The organism is Acinetobacter piscicola (assembly GCF_002233755.1).
GTDB lineage: Bacteria > Pseudomonadota > Gammaproteobacteria > Pseudomonadales > Moraxellaceae > Acinetobacter > Acinetobacter piscicola.
The window spans coordinates 22,179-40,837 of sequence record NZ_NIFO01000005.1 but is presented as its reverse complement, the minus strand read 5'-3'; the positions used below and the strand labels follow the sequence as shown (position 1 = coordinate 40,837).

The following is an 18,659-nucleotide window of genomic DNA, read 5'->3' as shown; positions in this document are numbered from 1 at the left end:
TTTTTTTGGAGTATAAAATGTCTAAAGGTCAAACTTTGCAAGATCCGTTCTTAAATTCTCTCCGTAAAGAACGCATTCCTGTTTCTATTTTTCTTGTAAACGGTATCAAACTACAAGGTCATATAGAATCTTTCGACCAGTACGTTGTTTTGTTGAAAAATACTGTAAGCCAAATGGTTTATAAGCATGCGATTTCAACAGTTGTTCCTGCACGTAATCCTCGTCCTGCTGGTGCTCCTGCTGGTGCTCAAGGTACTACTGGTGGTTTCGGTGGTGGTCAACCTGGTGGTTTCGGTGGTCAACAAGGCGGCTTCGGTGGTCAACAAGGCGGTTTTGGTGGTCAGGGCGGTTTTGGTAGCCAAGGCGGTTTTGGTGGTCAAGGCGGTTTCGGTAGCCAAGGTGGCTTCGGCGGTCAAGGTGGCTTCGGCGGTCAAGGTGGTTTTGGTGGTCAAGGTGGTTTTGGTGGTCAAGGTTCTGACTTTGGTGGCGAAACTAAATTTGAAGATTCACAAGAAGATGAAAACAATCGTTAATTTTTGATTGTTCAATCTAATTGTTAGAAAAGACGCCTAAATGGCGTCTTTTTTGTATTTTTGTTCTGAGTAAAATTAGATATCGCTGAGAGGTCTGTTTTAAAGCGATGTAATGAAAATAATGATTGTGTGTTGAAATTACAGGAGACTTCTATTTGAGAGATTCTAGGCAACGCATTTGTAAAAATCTCTGACCATTTGATTTGATGTCTTAAAATGTAGTTCTTTCTGAATTCTCTGCTGATTATAAAATAATTCACTGCATTTGATAATATCTGTTTTAGCTTTCTCCTTAGTTTTATAATTACGATGATGAACTCACTTATCGCTCTAAGCATGGTAAACAAGTTGCGTTGTCATTCGTTCATTTAACTGTAGCCAACGATTTGTTCGCTATAAAGATCTTTTAAGGTAGCTAAATATAACCATCCTTCGGCTGTTCAAATATAAGTAATATCATTTACCCATACTGGATTTGAACTGCACATTGTGAATTATTGTGTTTTCCTTTGAATAACTCTTTTCCTCACACCATACTTTATCCAATCACAAAATCTTGAAATTGATATATTTAATAAGGTTGTAGGCAAGGTATGATGGTTATAGAAAATGTATGCTTATATCACTGATTTTATTTGGAAAAGTGCGTTATTAATTTTTTAGAAATTCTCTTTCAATTTCAGCAATTCTTAGCTGTTGTTTGAGCTTTTTATTTTCTTCAAGTAGAGCTATGGGATCAGGTGAATATTGCTGTGCATCAACTAATTATTAATTTCAATTGCTTTAAATTTAGCTCTATGAAATTTTTTTGCTCACGGTAAACTTTTCATAAGTCTTTGTAGTTTATCAAACTAAAGCTTTCGTTTTTTAGCATACCATCATATATGCCATGACCCTAATTGGCATTAGGATCATGACACAAAAGGTGAAGTATTATTTTTGAGCAAGCCAAGCAGTTAAATTTGCCATAACTTGATCAAACTTCTCGTTTAGTGGCGCGCCACCTTGTGCTAAGTCAGGTTTACCACCACCTTTACCACCAAGCTCAGTCGCTAAGTGTTTGATGATGTCACCCGCTTTTAGATTTGCAGTAAAATCTTTCGCTACAGATGCGATTAAGCTGACTTTGTCACCTTCAACACCTGCAAGTACGATGACTGCATTTTCTAATTTAGATTTGACACTATCATGAAGATGACGAACTGATTTCGCATCTTGTCCTTGAACTGTGGCAATAAGCGTTTGACGACCTGCAATATTTTGAACTTGACCCATTAAGTCGTTCGCTTGGAAGTTCGCCAATTTTTGATTCAATTGCTCAATATGCTTTTGCAATTGATGTGCTGTTTCAACAGTTGCTTCCACTTTTTCAACAGTTTGGTCTTTTTGAGCTTTCAATAAATCATTAATATGAAGAATATCAGCATCAATTTTCTGAACGATTTCAAGTGCTTTTGTACCAGTAACGGCTTCGATACGACGTACACCCGCTGCAACACCACCTTCTGAAGTGATTTTGAATAGACCAATATCACCCGTGCGTTTTACATGGATACCACCACAAAGTTCGATAGAGAAATTTTTCTCACCTTGGATTGAACCCATAGAAAGTACACGAACTTCATCACCGTATTTTTCACCGAACAACATCATTGCGCCTTTTTCTTTAGCGGCTTCGATGTCTAGAAGTTCTGTAGAAACAGCTGTATTGGCAATCACTTCACCATTCACAATACGTTCAACTTGTTGTAGTTGTTCGAAAGTTACAGGTTGGTCATTGGCAAAGTCAAAACGTAAGATGTCTGAAGCAACCAGTGAACCTTTTTGTTGAACATGCTCACCCAAAACTTGACGTAAAGCAGCATGTAACAGGTGAGTTGCAGAATGGTTACGCGCAGTAGCTTCACGTAAATCAGCTTTAACAATAGCTTCAACACGTTGAGTTGCTTTTAAGCTACCCATCGTCACGATACCTTGGTGTACAAAAGCACCACCAGACTTCTTGGTATCCTGAACTTCAAAAATACCTGTATCATTTTTGAAGATACCTGTATCACCGATTTGACCACCGCTTTCTGCATAGAAAGGAGTTTGGTTTAATACGATGAGTGCTTCATCACCTTCAAAGACTTCATCAACTTGTTCGCCATCTTTATAGATCGCGATAATTTGACCTTGACCTTGAGTCGCAGCATAGCCATCAAATTGAGTTTCGCCATCAACTTTAACAATGCTGTTATAGTCAATAGCAAATTTACCTGCATCACGTGCACGTTGACGCTGAGCAGCCATTTCAACTTCGAAACCAGCTTCGTCAATTTCTAATTCACGTTCACGTGCAATATCCGCGGTCAAATCTGCAGGGAAGCCGTAAGTATCGTAAAGTTTAAAAACTGTTGCCCCTGGAATGACTTTGCCTTTAAGGTTGGCAAGTTCACCCTCAAGTAATTTCAAACCTTGTTCAAGTGTTTTAGCAAATAATTCTTCTTCGCGAATTAAAGCAGCTTCAATGACTTGACGACGTTCAGCAAGTTCAGGGTAAGCTTCACTCATAACATCGATTAATGGTTGCAACATTTTGTAGAAGAATGTACCTGTTGCGCCCATTTTATTGCCGTGACGAATTGCGCGACGGATGATACGACGTAACACATAGCCACGACCTTCATTCGATGGGTTTACGCCATCAGCAATCAAGAAGCAACATGAACGAGCATGGTCAGCAACGACTTTAAGTGAGGCAGGGTATTCAATTGCTTTGTTATTGGCTTGGGCATCAGCTTCCGCTTGGCTCATATCTACATCGATAATTTCAGCAGCAGATTTGAGTAAGTGTTGGAACAAGTCAATGTCATAGTTTGAATTAACATGTTGCATGACAGCTGAAATACGTTCTAAACCCATACCTGTATCTACAGATGGTGCAGGCAGAGCATGAAGCACACCATCAGCAGTACGGTTGAACTGCATGAAAACGTTATTCCAGATCTCGATAAAACGGTCGCCATCTTCTTCAGGTGAACCTGGTAAACCACCCCAAATGTGGTCGCCATGGTCAAAGAAGATTTCTGAACAAGGGCCACAAGGACCTGTGTCACCCATTGTCCAGAAGTTATCTGATTCGTATTTTTCGCCTTTATCACCAATACGGATAATATGACTTGCATCTAGACCAACGTCTTTGTTCCAAATGTCAAAAGCTTCATCATCTGTATGGTAAACAGTGGCGTACAATTTATCTTTAGGAAGCGCTAACCATTCATCACCCGTTAGGAATTCCCAAGCAAATTTAATTGCATCACGTTTAAAGTAGTCACCAAAAGAGAAGTTACCTAACATTTCGAAGAATGTATGGTGGCGCGCGGTATAACCAACGTTATCTAAATCGTTGTGTTTACCACCTGCGCGTACAACTTTTTGTGAAGATGTTGCACGAACATAATCACGTTTTTCTAAGCCAAGGAAACAATCTTTAAATTGGTTCATCCCCGCATTGGCAAAGAGCAGAGTAGGATCGTTGGCGGGTACAAGTGAACTCGACGCGACACGTGTATGTCCTTGCGATTCAAAGTAACGCAAAAAAGCTTCACGTATTTCAGCAGTTGTCATAATACGAGTACTCACGACCAAGTCACTCCTTAATTTTCATATTGGCTAAAAGTGTGTTGCTGAGTCTGATTTTTATGCTCAGTGCTCACACAGGCTTAATTTTTTAAAACGCCAAAGTATAACGGAAAATACTAACGTCACCAATGATTTTAAGGTGAATTATTGGTTTTCTCTGTAATTTACATTGTGTTGAAACTCGGATTTAAAGTCAGTATTTTAAAATTGTAAATATTTTGTCATGACAATCTAAGGTTAGCATTTAAAAAAAATTGATATCTAAGAAATGATAACCATGAATATCCAAGTCATTCCTATAGTTTTTATCAAATTTCGTATGGATTAAGCATCATTTCAAAACAAATATTTACTGTTAATTTTTTGATAAATATTCGCCGTAAAGCTTAGAAATCCGATAACATATAATGCTGAAATTTATTGTTTCAACTTTAAGGATAAATGATGCAACGTGTGGCGATTAATGGCTTTGGTAGAATTGGGCGAAATGTATTAAGAGCTTGGTTTGAAAATCCGAAAAACTTCCATTTTGAAATCGTTGCGATCAATGATATTGCAGATGTTGAAACCTTAGTCCATTTATTTAAATACGATACTACGCATGGTCGTTTTGATGGCGCTGTAGATATTGTTCAGGAAAATGAACATATTTACATGTCTATCGATGCACGACAGACCAAACTTAAAGTTCAAATTTTAAGACAAGCAGACCCAGTGCATTTGCCATGGGCAGATTTAAATATTGATGTGGTTTTGGAATGTACTGGACTATTTCGTTCAAGAGAGGCGGCAACGCAGCACCTTATAGCAGGGGCGAAGCGCGTCATTATTGGTGCTGCACCTTTTGATACAGTCGATGCAGCCATTGTTTATGGTGTAAATCACTATGAACTCAAAGAAACCGATCAAATTATTTCTAGTGTGTCGTGTACCACGCAAGCACTCGTTCCATTGGTTAAAATTATCGATGATGCTTTTGGCATAGAAACTGCGTTAATGACGGAAATTCATGCCGTAACCGCAGATCAATCGGTTTTAGACCATGCGCATCGTGACTTACGTCGGGCACGTGCTTCTGGTCAAAACATTATCCCAACCACGTCTTCCGCATTGGGTGCATTGAAACAAGTGATGCCGAAGATGGAAAATCGTATAGATGGTTATTCGATTCGTGTTCCGACCATCAATGTTGCAGCGATTGATTTAACTTTTATTGCAAAATCACCAATTACCAATCATTTAATTAATCAGACCTTAATTCAAGCAGCTAAATATGATTATGCTGAGATCATGTCAGTCACTGACGAAGCATTGGTTTCTAGTGATTTTAATCATTCACCTTACTCTTTAATTGTTGATCTAGCTCAAACGATGGTAGTGGGGAATCAAGCGAAAGTATTTGCTTGGTATGATAATGAATGGGGTTATGCAAATCGTTTACTCGATTTATGTGAGTTGTTTAATTCATAATGACTTCGTATGAATGTTTTATTCATTCTAGATAGATTTAATGATTATTTTTTGATGAGTAACTTACTTATACTGTTATATCAAGTTTTATTTTGGGGAATACAATGATATTTATAATTACAGGAATCGTATTCCTTTATTTGGCAATGATTTTTTTAATTTGGCAAACTGGAAAACTTTCTAAAGACAATCAAGAACTTTTGACGATTCAGCAAGATCAAGAGCAGCATATCAATGCGCAAGAAGAACATCTCAAACAGACTTTACAAATTATGCAGGATTTAGCAAAAAAAATGCATGTACAGCAAGAAGTGATTGATAAAACCACAAGTCGTATGGCGCAAGTTGAATTACAAAATGCAGAATTCATTCGTTTATTACAACAGAATTTTTCAGGTAAATGATTCATCGTATTTTGAAGCGATTGAATCACTACATTTGATTATTCAAGTTATTATTCACGATTAAAGAGATACGCATTTAATTAGTTTAAAAAGTATCTCAAAGCACCTGTGGCAGCAATACTGATCATTACTGTAGGCAACAGCGATAAGTAACAAGCAGCAGCTAAAGTAAGCACAATTGCAATTAAATTCGCTGGATTGTCTGAAACAAAATAAGGAGCGATCACTGAAATAAGTACACAACCCGGAATCACTTGTAAAATACGTGTAGTTTTTTTGCTTAATGTTTTATTTTTGAGTAATAAATAACCTAAAACACGTGTTGAATAAGTAGTAAGCGCAACACATATAATCGCAATAAAAGTCGCTGTATGAATCACTCTTCATCTCCTATTAAGAAAAATGCGGCTATAACTCCAGTAATAGAACCGATTAAAACGTACCAACCATTCGGCAAATAGAGATAAGCCAATGCTGCTGCGACTAAGCTAAATAACCATGGTAATGCAGGTTTAAAGCCTTTCCACATACCTCGTAAAAGCACTAAACAAACAGCTGGAAATGCCATGTCAAAGCCAAATTTAGTCACATCTCCAAGGAATGAGCCTATTCCTACGCCTAAAGTGGTAAAAACGACCCACATGACATATAGGGCAAAACATAAACCGATATAAAAGAACACACTAAAGCCATGATAGGGGTTACGTGGATTATTTTTATGAGCATCTGTAATACTCAATGCCCAACTTTCATCACACATAAAAAACAATAATGGCAGTGCTTTTCGGTTAGGTAGATGTTGAATATAGGGTGCAAGACTTGCACCCATTAGAATATGACGGCTATTGACCAAAAATGTTATTAAAATCAAGAATAAAAGTTGTGGTGGTTGTGTCCAGACTTCAATAATGGCGAATTCTGAACCTCCTGCAAAATTTAAACCTGTGAGCAAAGGAACTTCTAAAGCTGAAAAACCTTTTTGAGCCGCTTGTGTTCCTAAAACCAATGCAAAAGGAATAATCCCTAATAACATTGGAATAGAAACTTTAATCCCACGTAAAAACTCCCTAAATCCTAAAGAATAAGAAAGTTCTAGCATCGTGTTTTTAAAACTAAACATGCGTAGCTCAAAGGTAAGTAGAACGAGTGGATTCTATTTTATGCCAATTGATTCGCTATATTTCGCTAAAGTTGCTGTTATAAAAACTAATTTTGAAATAATATTGCTTAAATATTTAATTTTTTAAATTTAAATACCAAAAAGGTTTTTATGAAACTAGACCAAACAGATCGCCGTATTCTGCAAGCTTTGCAGCGTGATGGTAAATTGCAAAATAATGAATTAGCTGAACAAATTGGATTATCTGCGTCGCCATGTTTGCGTCGAGTAAAGCAATTGGAAGATGCGGGTGTGATTGACCAATATGTCGCTTTAGTGAATCCACAGAAAGTCAATTTAAGCCTCATTGTTTTTGCGCGGATTTGGTTGAAAAGCCAAGATGAACGTGCAGTAAATCAATTCATTGATACCATATGGACATTCCAGAAATTGTAGAATGTCAGCTCATGGCAGGGGATTGCGATTTCTTTTTAAGAATCGTGGTATCAGATTTAGAAGCCTATCGTAAGTTTCAAATTAGTCATTTGAATAAAATTTCAGGGATTCAAAATGTTAAAACTGAAATTCCTTTACAAAAAATTAAGCATACAACGGAACTACCGTTGGATTGATCTTGTTGATGAGGAGATAAAAATTAAGGCTGTGTTTCTATCGCTCTTACTACACTATCGACTGAGTATTGTCCCCATTCAGAAAGTTGTTCTATAAAATGATTGATTGCATGAGTATCGAAATGCGTAACCAACATATAGCAGGCAGAACCACATACTTTATAGCAAGTTTCAATTGAATCAAATTGAGCGATAAAAGCTTCAAACTGTTCAAAGTCATTATTTTGCATCATTACACGGATAAATTGTGTCGATTGATGGTGCAGCGTAATCGTATATTTCTGAATTGTTCCTTCATCTTGCATTCGGGCAATACGACTTCCTACAGCTTGACCTGTACGATGTACTAATTTCCCGATCTCTTTATTGCTTAGGCGAGAATCAGTTTTCAGTATTTTTAAGATTTTTAGATCAATCGGGTCATTTGGCAACATAGTAAATTGAACAAATTTTCAGTTTGAAAGTTTCTAGAGAATTATTCTTTCATGAGTGACTGCAAATCACCAGCTGTTTTGATTAATCTTATAAAAACATCAACACAACTGTTAGGAAAAGAATATGAGTAAAACTGCATTATTAGTCATAGATGTACAAAATGATTATTTCCCTCAAGGGAAGATGGAATTGTTCTGTGCAGAGCAGGCTCTAAAACAAGTCAATAGACTGGAGGCTAGCTTTATAAAGAATGATCAACCGATTATTTATATTCAACATATAGCCAATCAGCCCAATGCATCATTCTTTGAAGCCGAGACGGAGGGTGTAGCACTTCATTCAGGTTTACGTGTAAAGGCTGATTCTATCGTGATTGAAAAGCACTATCCCAATAGTTTTTTCCAAACGACTTTAAAAGCAGAATTAGAGCGGCTTGGTATTGAAAAATTAGTAGTGAGTGGCATGATGACGCATATGTGTGTTGATGCAACCTCACGTGCAGCAGCAGAGTTAGGATACCAACCTACGATCATTGCGGAAGCTACAGCCACTCGTCAACTGAGCTATTCAGACAGAACGGTTCAAGCAGAAGATGTACAAACTGCCTGTTTGTCGGCGTTTCAAATGTTTTCAGAAGTCGTGAGTATTGATGATTATTTAAAATAGTCAAAACTTAAAATAGCCTAAGTAAAAGGGAAGTATATTCATTTTGATTTTTATACTTCCCTTTAAATTTGCTTAACTTCCTAAGCCCCAACGTTATTCTTCGTTTAAAAAACCTTCTTTGATCTTCTTCGGTAAATCTGCATGCCACCATGTGTAAATTGAGGCTTTGATTTCTTCATCTTCCTCAGGATCATTAAAGGGTTCGTCATCTTCACGAACCAGTTCATCACCTTCAAATTTAAACCAAAATTCCCAAGGATCATCATCACCACAACCCCAAGCTTGTGCATGAATATCTGGAACTAAGGCTTTTAAAAAAAGTAAAATTGCTTCGATAAATTCATCACCAGATGAACCATGTACAAAATGAGCAATAGAATAGCCTTCGATAGAATAAAGTGATTCTGGCCCAAGATCGAATTCGACATTATCAACACTATTTACAATATCTGTTGCAAGTTCTTGACCTTGCTCAGGATTAAGTACTATTGCCGAGGCAATAAATTTATCTTGATCTCCTTTGTGTTCTTCGAATAAACGATTTAATTCAGCCATGACTTTTGAGTCAGGATGTTTGTAGTACAGATTGCTATGCATTTCCATTAATATTTCCCCAGAGAGTTTGTTGTGTCTTCAATCTTTGTATGTTTTTTGAGTGAAAAATTATAAATTTAATCGTAAAAATATCAATCTAAATCTTTGTAATAAAATGACTTAAGTTTGGAAAATGTAATATAAGAGGACGCTATTGGTACTATTTTGCAATGCATTTTGTGATTTGATTAAAATGTGTCTAGAGCAGCCTATTATTCCCTAGGTAAAAGTCATTTTATTAATGCACAGTGTAAATGAACGTGGTAAACTAAGAGAAATCGGGTGTGCTCCCGATTTTTTTATGCGGATTAGTTCCGCGCAGACAGGATTTAGGTTTACAACATGCCCATTTCAGAGACATGGTTATTACCTGATGGTGTAGCTGATGTATTACCAGAGCAAGCGCAGATTATTGAACAATTGCGCCGTGAAGCTTTAGATTTCCTCGCAACTCGAGGTTATCAGTTGGTGTACACGCCATTTATCGAATACATCGAATCGCTTTCTTCTCTTTCCGAATCGAATCAAGATTTAGACTTAGCCACTTTTAAAGTCATCGACCAACTTTCAGGTCGTTTACTTGGTGTGCGTGCCGATATGACACCACAAGTGGCACGTATTGATGCGCATGTACATCCAGTAGAAGGCGTGGCACGTTATTGCTATGCAGGTACTGTACTTCATACCAAGCCTCAAGGTTTTAATACCACCCGTGCACCATTACAATTAGGTGCAGAACTCTTTGGTTCAGATAGCATTGACGCTGATGTTGAAATGATTGACGTGATGCTAGGTTTGCTTGAGACAGCAGAGTTAGTTGAAAGTGTTCATTTAGATTTAGGGCATGTTGGTCTATTTAGAAGCTTAGTGAAACAAGCAGGCTTAAGTAAAGATACAGAGCATCAACTTTCTGACTTGTATCAACGTAAAGCATTGCCTGAACTTGCTGAATTTACAAAAGAATTGAAATTTGGCTCAGATTTTTACGCTTTAGGTCGCTATGCAAGTGATTTAACTGCGTTACAAGCAAATTTAAGTGCAAATATTTTAACTGATGAAGCGTTTAAGCATGCATTTGATGTGCTTGTGACAACTCAAGTTGAGATTCAAGCACGTTGGCCTAAGTTGCGTATTGGTATTGATGTTGTGGAATTGCGTTCATACCATTACCACACAGGTTTAACCTACGCTGTATATGCCCCGAATCGTGCGGCGCCGCTTGCTTTAGGTGGTCGTTATGATGGTATCGGTGAGCATTTTGGTCGTGCACGTCCTGCAACAGGTTTTAGTTGTGACCTTTATGCACTGAGTGTCGGTCAATTCAAAAAGATTGAAACTGTTGTAGCACCAAAGGGTGCTGACAAAGCCTTATCGGCAGCAATTGTAACAGCACGTAGCCAAGGTTTAAGTGTAATACAGTTGTTGGGTAATGATGATTTAAGCTCTATTCCAAATGCAACACACCAAATGATACTTGTTGCAGGTGAATGGAAGATCGAAAATATTTAATCGCTAGGCATCAATGTTTCTCTCATTGATGTGTGGTTTTCAATTTTAACAGCATGATGTAATGAGGCTATTATGGGCAAGAATGTTGTGGTACTCGGTACCCAATGGGGCGACGAAGGTAAAGGTAAAATCGTTGACCTGCTCACAGATCAAGCGGCAGCGGTTGTTCGTTATCAAGGTGGACATAACGCAGGTCATACGCTCGTTGTTGGTGGAAAGAAAACAGTTCTTCACCTCATTCCATCAGGTATTTTACGTGAAAACGTACTGTGCTTAATTGGTAATGGTGTTGTACTTTCACCAGAAGCATTGATTAAAGAAATGGATATTCTTGAGAAAGAAGGTGTTCCAGTTCGTGAGCGTCTACGTATTTCTCCAAACTGTCCATTGATTCTTCCACACCATATTGCACTTGATCAAGCTCGTGAAATTAAACGCGGTAATGCGAAAATTGGTACGACAGGCCGCGGTATTGGTCCAGCTTATGAAGATAAAGTTGCTCGCCGTGCGATTCGTGTTGCGGATTTAGTACGTGGTGGTGATCATCTTAAAGCTCAACTTGAAGAGTTGCTTGAATACCATAACTTCCAATTGACTCAATTCTTTGGTGTTGAGCCAGTTAAAGTTGAAGATGTGCTTGCGTTGTGTGATCAATGGCGTGAAGTTGTTGCTCCATTAGTAATTGATGTTTTTACTGAGCTTCATAACTATCGTAAAAATGGCGAAAACATCATGTTTGAAGGTGCTCAAGGCTCACTTCTAGATGTTGACCATGGTACATATCCGTATGTTACTTCGTCTAATACAACAGCAGGTGGTGTAAGCTCTGGTTCAGGTCTTGGTCCATTGCACCTTGATTATGTATTAGGTATTACTAAAGCTTATACAACACGTGTAGGTGCAGGTCCTTTCCCAACTGAGTTGGTTTACGATGCTGCAAATGACGTGGGTGATGCAATTGGTAAACATCTTGGAACTGTAGGTTCAGAGTTCGGTGCTTCTACTGGTCGTCAACGCCGTTGTGGTTGGTTTGACGCTGAAATCTTACGCCGTTCTGTAGATGTAAACTCACTTTCAGGTATTTGCTTAACTAAACTTGATGTTTTAGATGGTTTGGAAGAAGTAAAAATCTGTGTAGGTTATGAAGCTGCTGACTCTGGTTGTGCAGGTTCATCAGATGCACTTGCATTTGAAGTTTTAAAACCAATTTATGAAACGATGCCAGGTTGGTCTGAGTCTACTTTCGGTGCTAAATCACTTGATCAATTGCCACAAAATGCGATTAATTATGTGAAACGCATTGAGCAATTGATTGAATGTCCAATTGATATTATTTCAACTGGTCCAGATCGTGATGAAACAATTGTATTGCGTCATCCATTTGATGCTTAATTTCTAAATTAAGTAAAGTAAGAGAGCCTCGTATTTACGAGGCTTTTTTATTTAAGAATTTAGTGTGAGTGACACTGATATTTATTTTTATCATCAGTATTCAATATATGTGTATATTATAAATAGCGTTAAATTGATCCAACTATGATTATTTTGAAGTGTTTTATTTAGTTATTTAATTCAAGAATAAAGACTAAAGTCGTGATTGAATATGCTATGCATAGATTGCAAGCTTGTTAGAATAGATCATTAATAAAATGGAACTGGGTTTGTGGGATGCTAAAAAATATTTCAAATACAATCTTTTACTCACTGATCTTTGCTATGGGGGGAGCACCGACGATAGCATTAATGATTATTCAGGCACAAACAACAGACCAAACATTGATTAATAGTGCACTATTAGGCTTGAGTGTGATTATTGCTTGTATTTTGGTTCCTATTATTTTGGTTCAAAATGCGATTCTTTTTGCGAAACGGAAAAATGTCGAACTTAATGAAAAAATAAAACCATTAAGCCAAGTTTATTTAATTTTAAATGTGATTTGTCTCGTTTATTGGTTAATTGTGCAGTTTTTATAACAGAACACTTACATAAATCCTATGAATCTGTAACTTATTTTATTTTATTGCTCCCAAGTTATTGAATATAATCGCGTCATTGTAAAGTTCAACTTTTTTATGGAGAAAATTATAATGAAGAACAAATTACTGCTAGGTTTATGTGCTGCAGCTACATTGTCAATTTCGGGTTGTACAACGTTTGCAGATATGGCTGGTGCTGATTCAGCGACTTTGAATATGAGTGCGGCTCAAGGTTTTAATAAAACTGTACAAGAAGCACGTGGAAACAATACTTTAGATACTTCATCTGCTACCTATAAAAAAATTTATAGCGCATTTGTTAAATTAAAACCATATGCAGATCAAATGAACCAGACAGGGCAAAGGTTTGATTGGCAATTGGCTGTATTAAAATCTGACACGATTAATGCTTATGTAGCACCAGGTGGTAAGGTTGTATTTTATACAGGTATTGTGAATAAATTGAATCTATCAGAAGCTGAAGTTGCGGCTGTGATGGGACATGAAATGACGCATGCTTTAGAAGAACATTCTAAACAAAAGTTAGGTGCACAAGCTCTAACAAATATAGCTGTAGGCATTGGTAAATCGTATGCAGGTAGCCAAATTGGTGAGTTAGGTAATGCTGCAATCGACTTGGGAAGTCAAGTTGGTGTTGGGTTGCCATACTCACGTAGCTTAGAGAGCCGTGCTGACCAAGGTGGACTGATCATGATGGCGAAAGCAGGATATAACCCTCAGGCTTCGATTACATTGTGGGAAAAAATGGCAAAACAAGGTGGGGCCCAAGGTTCTGCAATATTGTCAACACATCCATCCGATGCGGCACGTATCAATGCGATGAAAAAGAATTTGCCTGCTGCAATGGCAGTTTATAATGCACGTGGCGGAAGATAATAGACAATTTGTCTAAAAACAAAAGGATGCGTAAGCATCCTTTTGTTTTTTAAGCACGTCATCATTTGTAAAACAATAAAAATACTCAGCTGAATCGTTAATTTGTATTAAGGGGCTGGGTTTGGCTGCTGTTGATGAATTGCATTGATTTCAGTCAAAATTTCTTCAGACAAATCAATTTGAAATGCATCGATATTCTCTTTTAATTGATTCATGGTCGTTGCACCGATAATGGTACTATCTACAAAGAACTGTTGTTTAATAAAAGCTAGAGCCATTTGCGTTAAACTGAGTCCATGTTTTTCGGCAAGTAAGGCATATTGCTCAGTTGCCCATTCACTTTGTGGGTTGGTATAACGACTAAAACGTGAAAATAATGTAATACGTCCATCCGCAGGGCGAGCGCCATGACGGTATTTTCCAGTTAAAAAACCAAATGCAAGAGGAGAGTATGCCAGCAATCCCACATTTTCATACTGAGCAATTTCAGCCATACCTACTTCATAAGTACGATTGAGCAAGCTATAAGGATTTTGCACACTTACAACTTTTTCTAGGCCAAGCAGTTCAGCGAGATGTAGGAATTTCATTGTTCCCCAAGGGGTTTCATTGGACAGTCCAATATGACGAATGCGCCCCTTTTTAACTTCGTTAGATAGTGCAATGAGTGTTTCTTCAAGTGGAGTTATATTCTCTGTAAGCGCTGCATGCTGATTGGTGTAGCCTAGCGAGCCAAAGAAGTTGGTAGCGCGCTGTGGCCAGTGCAGTTGGTATAGGTCAATATAATCTGTCTGTAATCGCTTTAGAGAGGAATCTAGCGCAGATTCAATTTCAGATTGAATGAACTTTGTATGACCATCACGAATATGGCTACCACCTTGTTGTGGGCCTGCAATCTTTGTTGCTAAAATAAGTTTGTCGCGCTGCCCATTTTGAGCAATCCAATTTCCGATAATGGTTTCTGTTGAACCTTGCGTTTCAGGTTTGGGTGGCACTGGATACATCTCGGCTGTATCCCAAAAATGGAGATTATGATCAAGTGAGTAAGCCAATTGTTCAAAGGCTTGATTTTGATCATTCTGCTCACCAAAGGTCATTGTACCTAGGCAAATTTCTGGAACGATAAGATCAGATTGCCCTAAACGATTTGATTTCATTGAACATCCTTAGAATAATAATTAAAAATTTGTTGGATAATTGATGCAGGTTAATCATAGCGTAAATCAATTCACAACAGGGGTTTTAATAAAATGATATTATTATCTATATGTGATAAATTTGTTAAAAATTCTTATATAAATGGTGAAATTTAGCTCTATAAATCTAAAAAAAGCAAACTCGAAAGTTTGCTTTTAACATTATTTAGATACAAGATTTAAACGATAAGAGAATGATGATCTTATTTCAGCCAAATATTTTATAAGAAGAGTCAGTTCTCAATTTAGCTTAAATTATTTTATTCTTCGTCATGATCAGCATCATCTTCAGAAAAAGTTGATTCATCTAAAGAGACATCAAAAATTAGGATTGCTTTACCATCAGTTTCGATCATACCTTGTTCTTCAAGTGTTTTAAGAACACGACCAACCATTTCACGTGAACAACCAACAATACGTCCAATTTCTTGGCGAGTAATACGGATTTGACGACCGTTTGGCAAGATCATTGCTTCAGGTTGAGAGGATAGATCGATTAAGCAACGTGCAATACGACCAGATACGTCAATAAATGCTAAATCTGTTACTTTGCGAGTTGTATTTTTCAAACGGCGAACAAGCTGTGCAAATACTGCATAGCTTAAGTCTGGATACTGTTTGCTAATTTCGTGGAAATTATCATAAGAAATTTCAGCAATTTCACATACGTCACGGGTTCTCACTTCCGCTGTACGTTGAGGATTTTGCTCAAATAATCCCATTTCCCCGAAAAAATCCCCTGGGTTCAAATACGCAACAACAATTTCACGCTCATCATCTTCGCGTAAAATAATTGAAACTGAACCTTTTAAAATTAAATACAGCGATTTTGACTCAGAACCTGCATCGATAATTGTAGATCGTTTTGGAAAACGATTGATGTGAGCTCTTTTGAGTAAAGCTTTGACTGACTCAGGTAGTTGACCAGGAGACAAAGCATCTGTACTAAGTTGTGCAAAATTAGAAGGCATGCTTAAAAATTCCGAATTGGATAATAACTAGATCTTTTGATCTAAATTGAACTCGTCACGTAGAAGCAGTAGAGATGAAATTCCTTATCAACTCATTTTATGCTAGTGTACAGGTACCCTGTAAATTTATAGCTTTTTTTAGGTAGTTGCAATGCAAACTAGCGTTCATTGGTTAGAGAATGTTGCTTTTGAAGCAAAATCGGAGAGTGGTCACCAAATCGTAATGGATGGCTCTGCTGAGTATGGTGGTGAAAACCGTGGCCCACGTCCTATGGAGTTAATACTAATGGGACTTGGTGGGTGTGCTTCATTTGATATTGTGACTATTTTAAAGAAATCACGCCAAGACGTGACGGACGTAGTATGTCAGCTTAAGGCCGAAAGAGCAGATTCTATTCCTGCAGTATTCACAAAAATACATTTACATTTTGTGGTAACAGGGCGAGATGTTAAAGAAAAACAAGTGGCTAAAGCTGTTGAGTTGTCTGCTGAAAAGTATTGTTCTGCAAGTAAAATGCTCTCTGATGGCGGTGTTGAAATTACCCACGATTTTGAAATTATTGCCTTATAACCAAGTTAGCATTTAATTTAAAAAGCCAATATCGATATTGGCTTTTTTTATGGTTTTTTAGATATAAATTAAATATAAAAATAATGACTAATCAGGTATTATTTTTTGTGAAATAAATTGTTTCAAAATGTGTATTAACTTAAAAAACACATATTTCTAGCCACTTTTTTAAACTAACTTAATTATTTTTATACTAATTTTGTATAATTTTTACTCTATAAGCAGTGTCTATATGCTTTTATTCTCAAAGACTTTAAGAGGTTTAATGTAAAACTTAATACTCAACCCAAGCCACTGATTCCGTAGAATCTATCTGCGGTATAAAGCGAGTGGTTGCCAATATGCAAATAATACATCCTTCACGAAAAGAGAAATTGTAGACTGTCAATTCGCTACATGTATAGAAGACGATGATTTGTACTTTTGAGTAATGAAAGGAAAGCTAAAATTTTAATGTAGTGTGTAGTAAAGAATAAGAACTAGACAATCAATAATATGAAAAAAATATAAGACGATTCGTAATAATGTTGAGTATATAGCTAAATATGAACGATGATTTCAAAAGATCAGCGTTAATATTTCATGGTTTGTTCAATCTTTGAGAAAGGTATTAAACCATTCTCAAAGATGCTTTTTACAACGCAAAACTTAGTAAGTGGTGACAATGACATCGGCTAGGTGTTCAATTCCTTCCATGCTCTGTACGGCATGATTGTTGATTTTAACAATCGGCCAAGTCATTAATTTACAATTTTGACGTTGTAAGGCTGTGTAATACGTATCTGATTTGAGGAAAACTTTATTTTCATCAGCTGAATTTGGCATTAACTGGCGTTTTAACCATTGTTCTTGCACTTGCGAATCTAAGTAACGAATCGCTAATAATGATTTTACGCGGTTATTAAATAAACGACGATTTTTAATAATGAGTGGGTGAGAAATTAATCGATGAATGCCTTTTTCAGTTTGCGGTAAAATGAAAGACGGTTTAATTTGAAAAACTTTCACAGATTCAGCATGTTGTGTAATAAAGTCTAAATGCGCTGCTGTTGACTGATTTGCACCAATAATTGCTACATTTAAGCCTGTAAAATTTGCATGTTTAATTTCGCTCGCAGAAATGAGCGTCCCTGTATAATGTTTAAAAAACTCTGGTGTATTTTGAAAAAAACCGTCCCTTTGGCTTTTTTTCTTGGTGTGCATATCAATATCCTTTTTGTTTTATTTTCAAAGCTCTTGGCTTTGATATACATTCATATAACTAAACTTGGACTATTAGGTAAAGATTTTTTTGAAATCTTGTCAGTCATTTTCATTATTGTATCGTTTGATCAAATACCTATATATGCATGACCCAGTCAATGAATGGATTTGAAAGATTGAATCACTCGATTTATTTTGTAGTACGTCATTAACGATATTTAATTATATGTGAAGTTAAACTTTAATTTGAATAAAATTGTGTTTTAAAAGTAATAAATTATAAGTTGTTGATATATGAGCAAAGGCTTGTAGAATATTACAAGCCTTTGCTTTTTATTGATTAATGATTAACTGAATAAGTTTAAAACTGGTCCTCAGTTTCTTTAATTTCTAATGGATTGATTTTTGGATTAATTTCAAACTGGCTGTGACTATTATGATTTTTCAAGTACTCTAAATCTCGAATATTTTTTTGAACAGCGACGGCACCAAATAAGCTGAGTAAAAAGGCCATGATATAGAAACCTTTTTCACTGAGAGCCATGGTTGCATTCCATAAACCTAAGGCTAAGAGCACTAAACAGATGACGACAGATGCCCAACACAGTCCATAATAAATCGCCGTAACTTGTTGACCTTCTAGTTTATCACGAACGATTTTTTGCAAAGATACAGCCGAAAATAAGCCATACAAAATCAAGATCAAATAATAACCTTTTTCATTCAATGCCAATTGTGCATTGAATAAGCCAATACAATAAGCTGCTGCCCCAGCCAATAATGCGACCCAACTTACAGCAATGAAAGCAGATGTTGGTTTGTTGATGTATTGATCCATTGTTATTCCTTATTGATTTTACTGGTTTTTATATAATCTA

18 protein-coding genes and 1 pseudogene are annotated in these 18,659 nt (G+C 36.8%); 10 read left to right on the top strand and 9 right to left on the bottom strand.

Annotated elements, in window-relative coordinates:
* The first annotated feature begins 17 nt into the window (after positions 1–17).
* Complete coding sequence (hfq, locus tag CDA10_RS09995; RefSeq protein ID WP_089605468.1) at positions 18–533, top strand: RNA chaperone Hfq; 516 nt, start codon at positions 18–20, stop codon at positions 531–533.
* A gap of 933 nt (positions 534–1,466) precedes the next feature.
* On the opposite strand, the gene alaS is transcribed toward hfq, so the two are convergent.
* Positions 1,467–4,157: an alanine--tRNA ligase gene (gene alaS / locus CDA10_RS09990; RefSeq protein WP_171333980.1), complete on the bottom strand. Its 2,691-nt coding sequence runs from the start codon at positions 4,155–4,157 to the stop codon at positions 1,467–1,469.
* 444 nt (positions 4,158–4,601) lie between these two features.
* On the opposite strand from alaS, the gene CDA10_RS09985 reads away from it, so the two are divergent.
* Positions 4,602–5,627 carry a type I glyceraldehyde-3-phosphate dehydrogenase gene (locus tag CDA10_RS09985; protein ID WP_089605466.1) on the top strand — a complete coding sequence of 342 codons (1,026 nt, stop codon included), beginning with the start codon at positions 4,602–4,604 and terminating at the stop codon, positions 5,625–5,627.
* Positions 5,628–5,731: 104 nt separating this feature from the next.
* Positions 5,732–6,031: a hypothetical protein gene (locus tag CDA10_RS09980; RefSeq protein WP_089605465.1), complete on the top strand. Its 300-nt coding sequence runs from the start codon at positions 5,732–5,734 to the stop codon at positions 6,029–6,031.
* A gap of 80 nt (positions 6,032–6,111) precedes the next feature.
* Here CDA10_RS09980 and CDA10_RS09975 read toward each other — a convergent pair whose 3' ends face one another.
* Complete coding sequence (locus CDA10_RS09975; protein WP_089605464.1) at positions 6,112–6,411, bottom strand: AzlD family protein; 300 nt, start codon at positions 6,409–6,411, stop codon at positions 6,112–6,114.
* Positions 6,408–7,151, bottom strand: a complete 744-nt coding sequence (locus CDA10_RS09970; RefSeq protein WP_089605463.1) for an AzlC family ABC transporter permease — start codon at positions 7,149–7,151, stop codon at positions 6,408–6,410. Before CDA10_RS09970 ends, CDA10_RS09975 begins: the two co-directional genes overlap by 4 nt.
* Positions 7,152–7,301: 150 nt before the next feature.
* On the opposite strand from CDA10_RS09970, the pseudogene CDA10_RS09965 reads away from it, so the two are divergent.
* Positions 7,302–7,762, top strand: a pseudogene (locus tag CDA10_RS09965) (Lrp/AsnC family transcriptional regulator).
* A 23-nt stretch (positions 7,763–7,785) separates the two neighbouring features.
* Here the strand turns inward: CDA10_RS09965 and CDA10_RS09960 are convergent.
* A complete protein-coding gene (locus CDA10_RS09960) occupies positions 7,786–8,196 on the bottom strand; it encodes an Lrp/AsnC family transcriptional regulator (RefSeq protein WP_089605462.1) in 411 nt (136 codons plus the stop codon).
* A gap of 124 nt (positions 8,197–8,320) precedes the next feature.
* Here CDA10_RS09960 and CDA10_RS09955 point away from each other — a divergent pair, with 124 nt between their 5' ends.
* Positions 8,321–8,863 (top strand): cysteine hydrolase family protein, encoded by a 543-nt coding sequence (locus CDA10_RS09955; protein ID WP_089605461.1) that lies wholly within the window; start codon positions 8,321–8,323, stop codon positions 8,861–8,863.
* Between the two features lie 93 nt (positions 8,864–8,956).
* On the opposite strand, the gene CDA10_RS09950 is transcribed toward CDA10_RS09955, so the two are convergent.
* Positions 8,957–9,466, bottom strand: a complete 510-nt coding sequence (locus CDA10_RS09950; RefSeq protein WP_089605460.1) for a hypothetical protein — start codon at positions 9,464–9,466, stop codon at positions 8,957–8,959.
* A gap of 333 nt (positions 9,467–9,799) precedes the next feature.
* Between CDA10_RS09950 and CDA10_RS09945 the strand changes: the two genes are divergently transcribed.
* From CDA10_RS09945 to CDA10_RS09930, 4 genes are all read left to right on the top strand, one after another.
* Positions 9,800–10,966: an ATP phosphoribosyltransferase regulatory subunit gene (locus CDA10_RS09945; RefSeq protein WP_089605459.1), complete on the top strand. Its 1,167-nt coding sequence runs from the start codon at positions 9,800–9,802 to the stop codon at positions 10,964–10,966.
* A 72-nt stretch (positions 10,967–11,038) separates the two neighbouring features.
* Positions 11,039–12,358, top strand: coding sequence for an adenylosuccinate synthase (locus CDA10_RS09940; RefSeq protein ID WP_089605458.1), 1,320 nt, complete (start codon positions 11,039–11,041; stop codon positions 12,356–12,358).
* Between the two features lie 276 nt (positions 12,359–12,634).
* A complete protein-coding gene (locus CDA10_RS09935) occupies positions 12,635–12,940 on the top strand; it encodes a hypothetical protein (protein ID WP_089605457.1) in 306 nt (101 codons plus the stop codon).
* Between the two features lie 114 nt (positions 12,941–13,054).
* Positions 13,055–13,840: a M48 family metallopeptidase gene (locus CDA10_RS09930; protein ID WP_089605456.1), complete on the top strand. Its 786-nt coding sequence runs from the start codon at positions 13,055–13,057 to the stop codon at positions 13,838–13,840.
* A 107-nt stretch (positions 13,841–13,947) separates the two neighbouring features.
* Here CDA10_RS09930 and CDA10_RS09925 read toward each other — a convergent pair whose 3' ends face one another.
* Positions 13,948–14,997: an NADP(H)-dependent aldo-keto reductase gene (locus tag CDA10_RS09925; RefSeq protein ID WP_089605455.1), complete on the bottom strand. Its 1,050-nt coding sequence runs from the start codon at positions 14,995–14,997 to the stop codon at positions 13,948–13,950.
* A gap of 299 nt (positions 14,998–15,296) precedes the next feature.
* Entirely contained in the window at positions 15,297–16,007 is a 711-nt protein-coding gene (gene crp, locus CDA10_RS09920; RefSeq protein ID WP_089605454.1) for a cAMP-activated global transcriptional regulator CRP, read from the bottom strand.
* A gap of 151 nt (positions 16,008–16,158) precedes the next feature.
* On the opposite strand from crp, the gene CDA10_RS09915 reads away from it, so the two are divergent.
* The gene (locus CDA10_RS09915) at positions 16,159–16,578 is read left to right on the top strand and encodes an OsmC family protein (RefSeq protein ID WP_089605453.1); all 420 of its coding nucleotides are present in this window, start codon (positions 16,159–16,161) and stop codon (positions 16,576–16,578) included.
* Between the two features lie 648 nt (positions 16,579–17,226).
* Here CDA10_RS09915 and CDA10_RS09910 read toward each other — a convergent pair.
* Together CDA10_RS09910 and yiaA are read right to left on the bottom strand one after the other, a co-directional pair.
* A complete protein-coding gene (locus tag CDA10_RS09910; protein WP_089605452.1) occupies positions 17,227–17,781 on the bottom strand; it encodes an NAD(P)/FAD-dependent oxidoreductase in 555 nt (184 codons plus the stop codon).
* Between the two features lie 361 nt (positions 17,782–18,142).
* Positions 18,143–18,619 carry an inner membrane protein YiaA gene (yiaA, locus tag CDA10_RS09905; protein WP_089605451.1) on the bottom strand — a complete coding sequence of 159 codons (477 nt, stop codon included), beginning with the start codon at positions 18,617–18,619 and terminating at the stop codon, positions 18,143–18,145.
* Positions 18,620–18,659 lie beyond the last annotated feature (40 nt).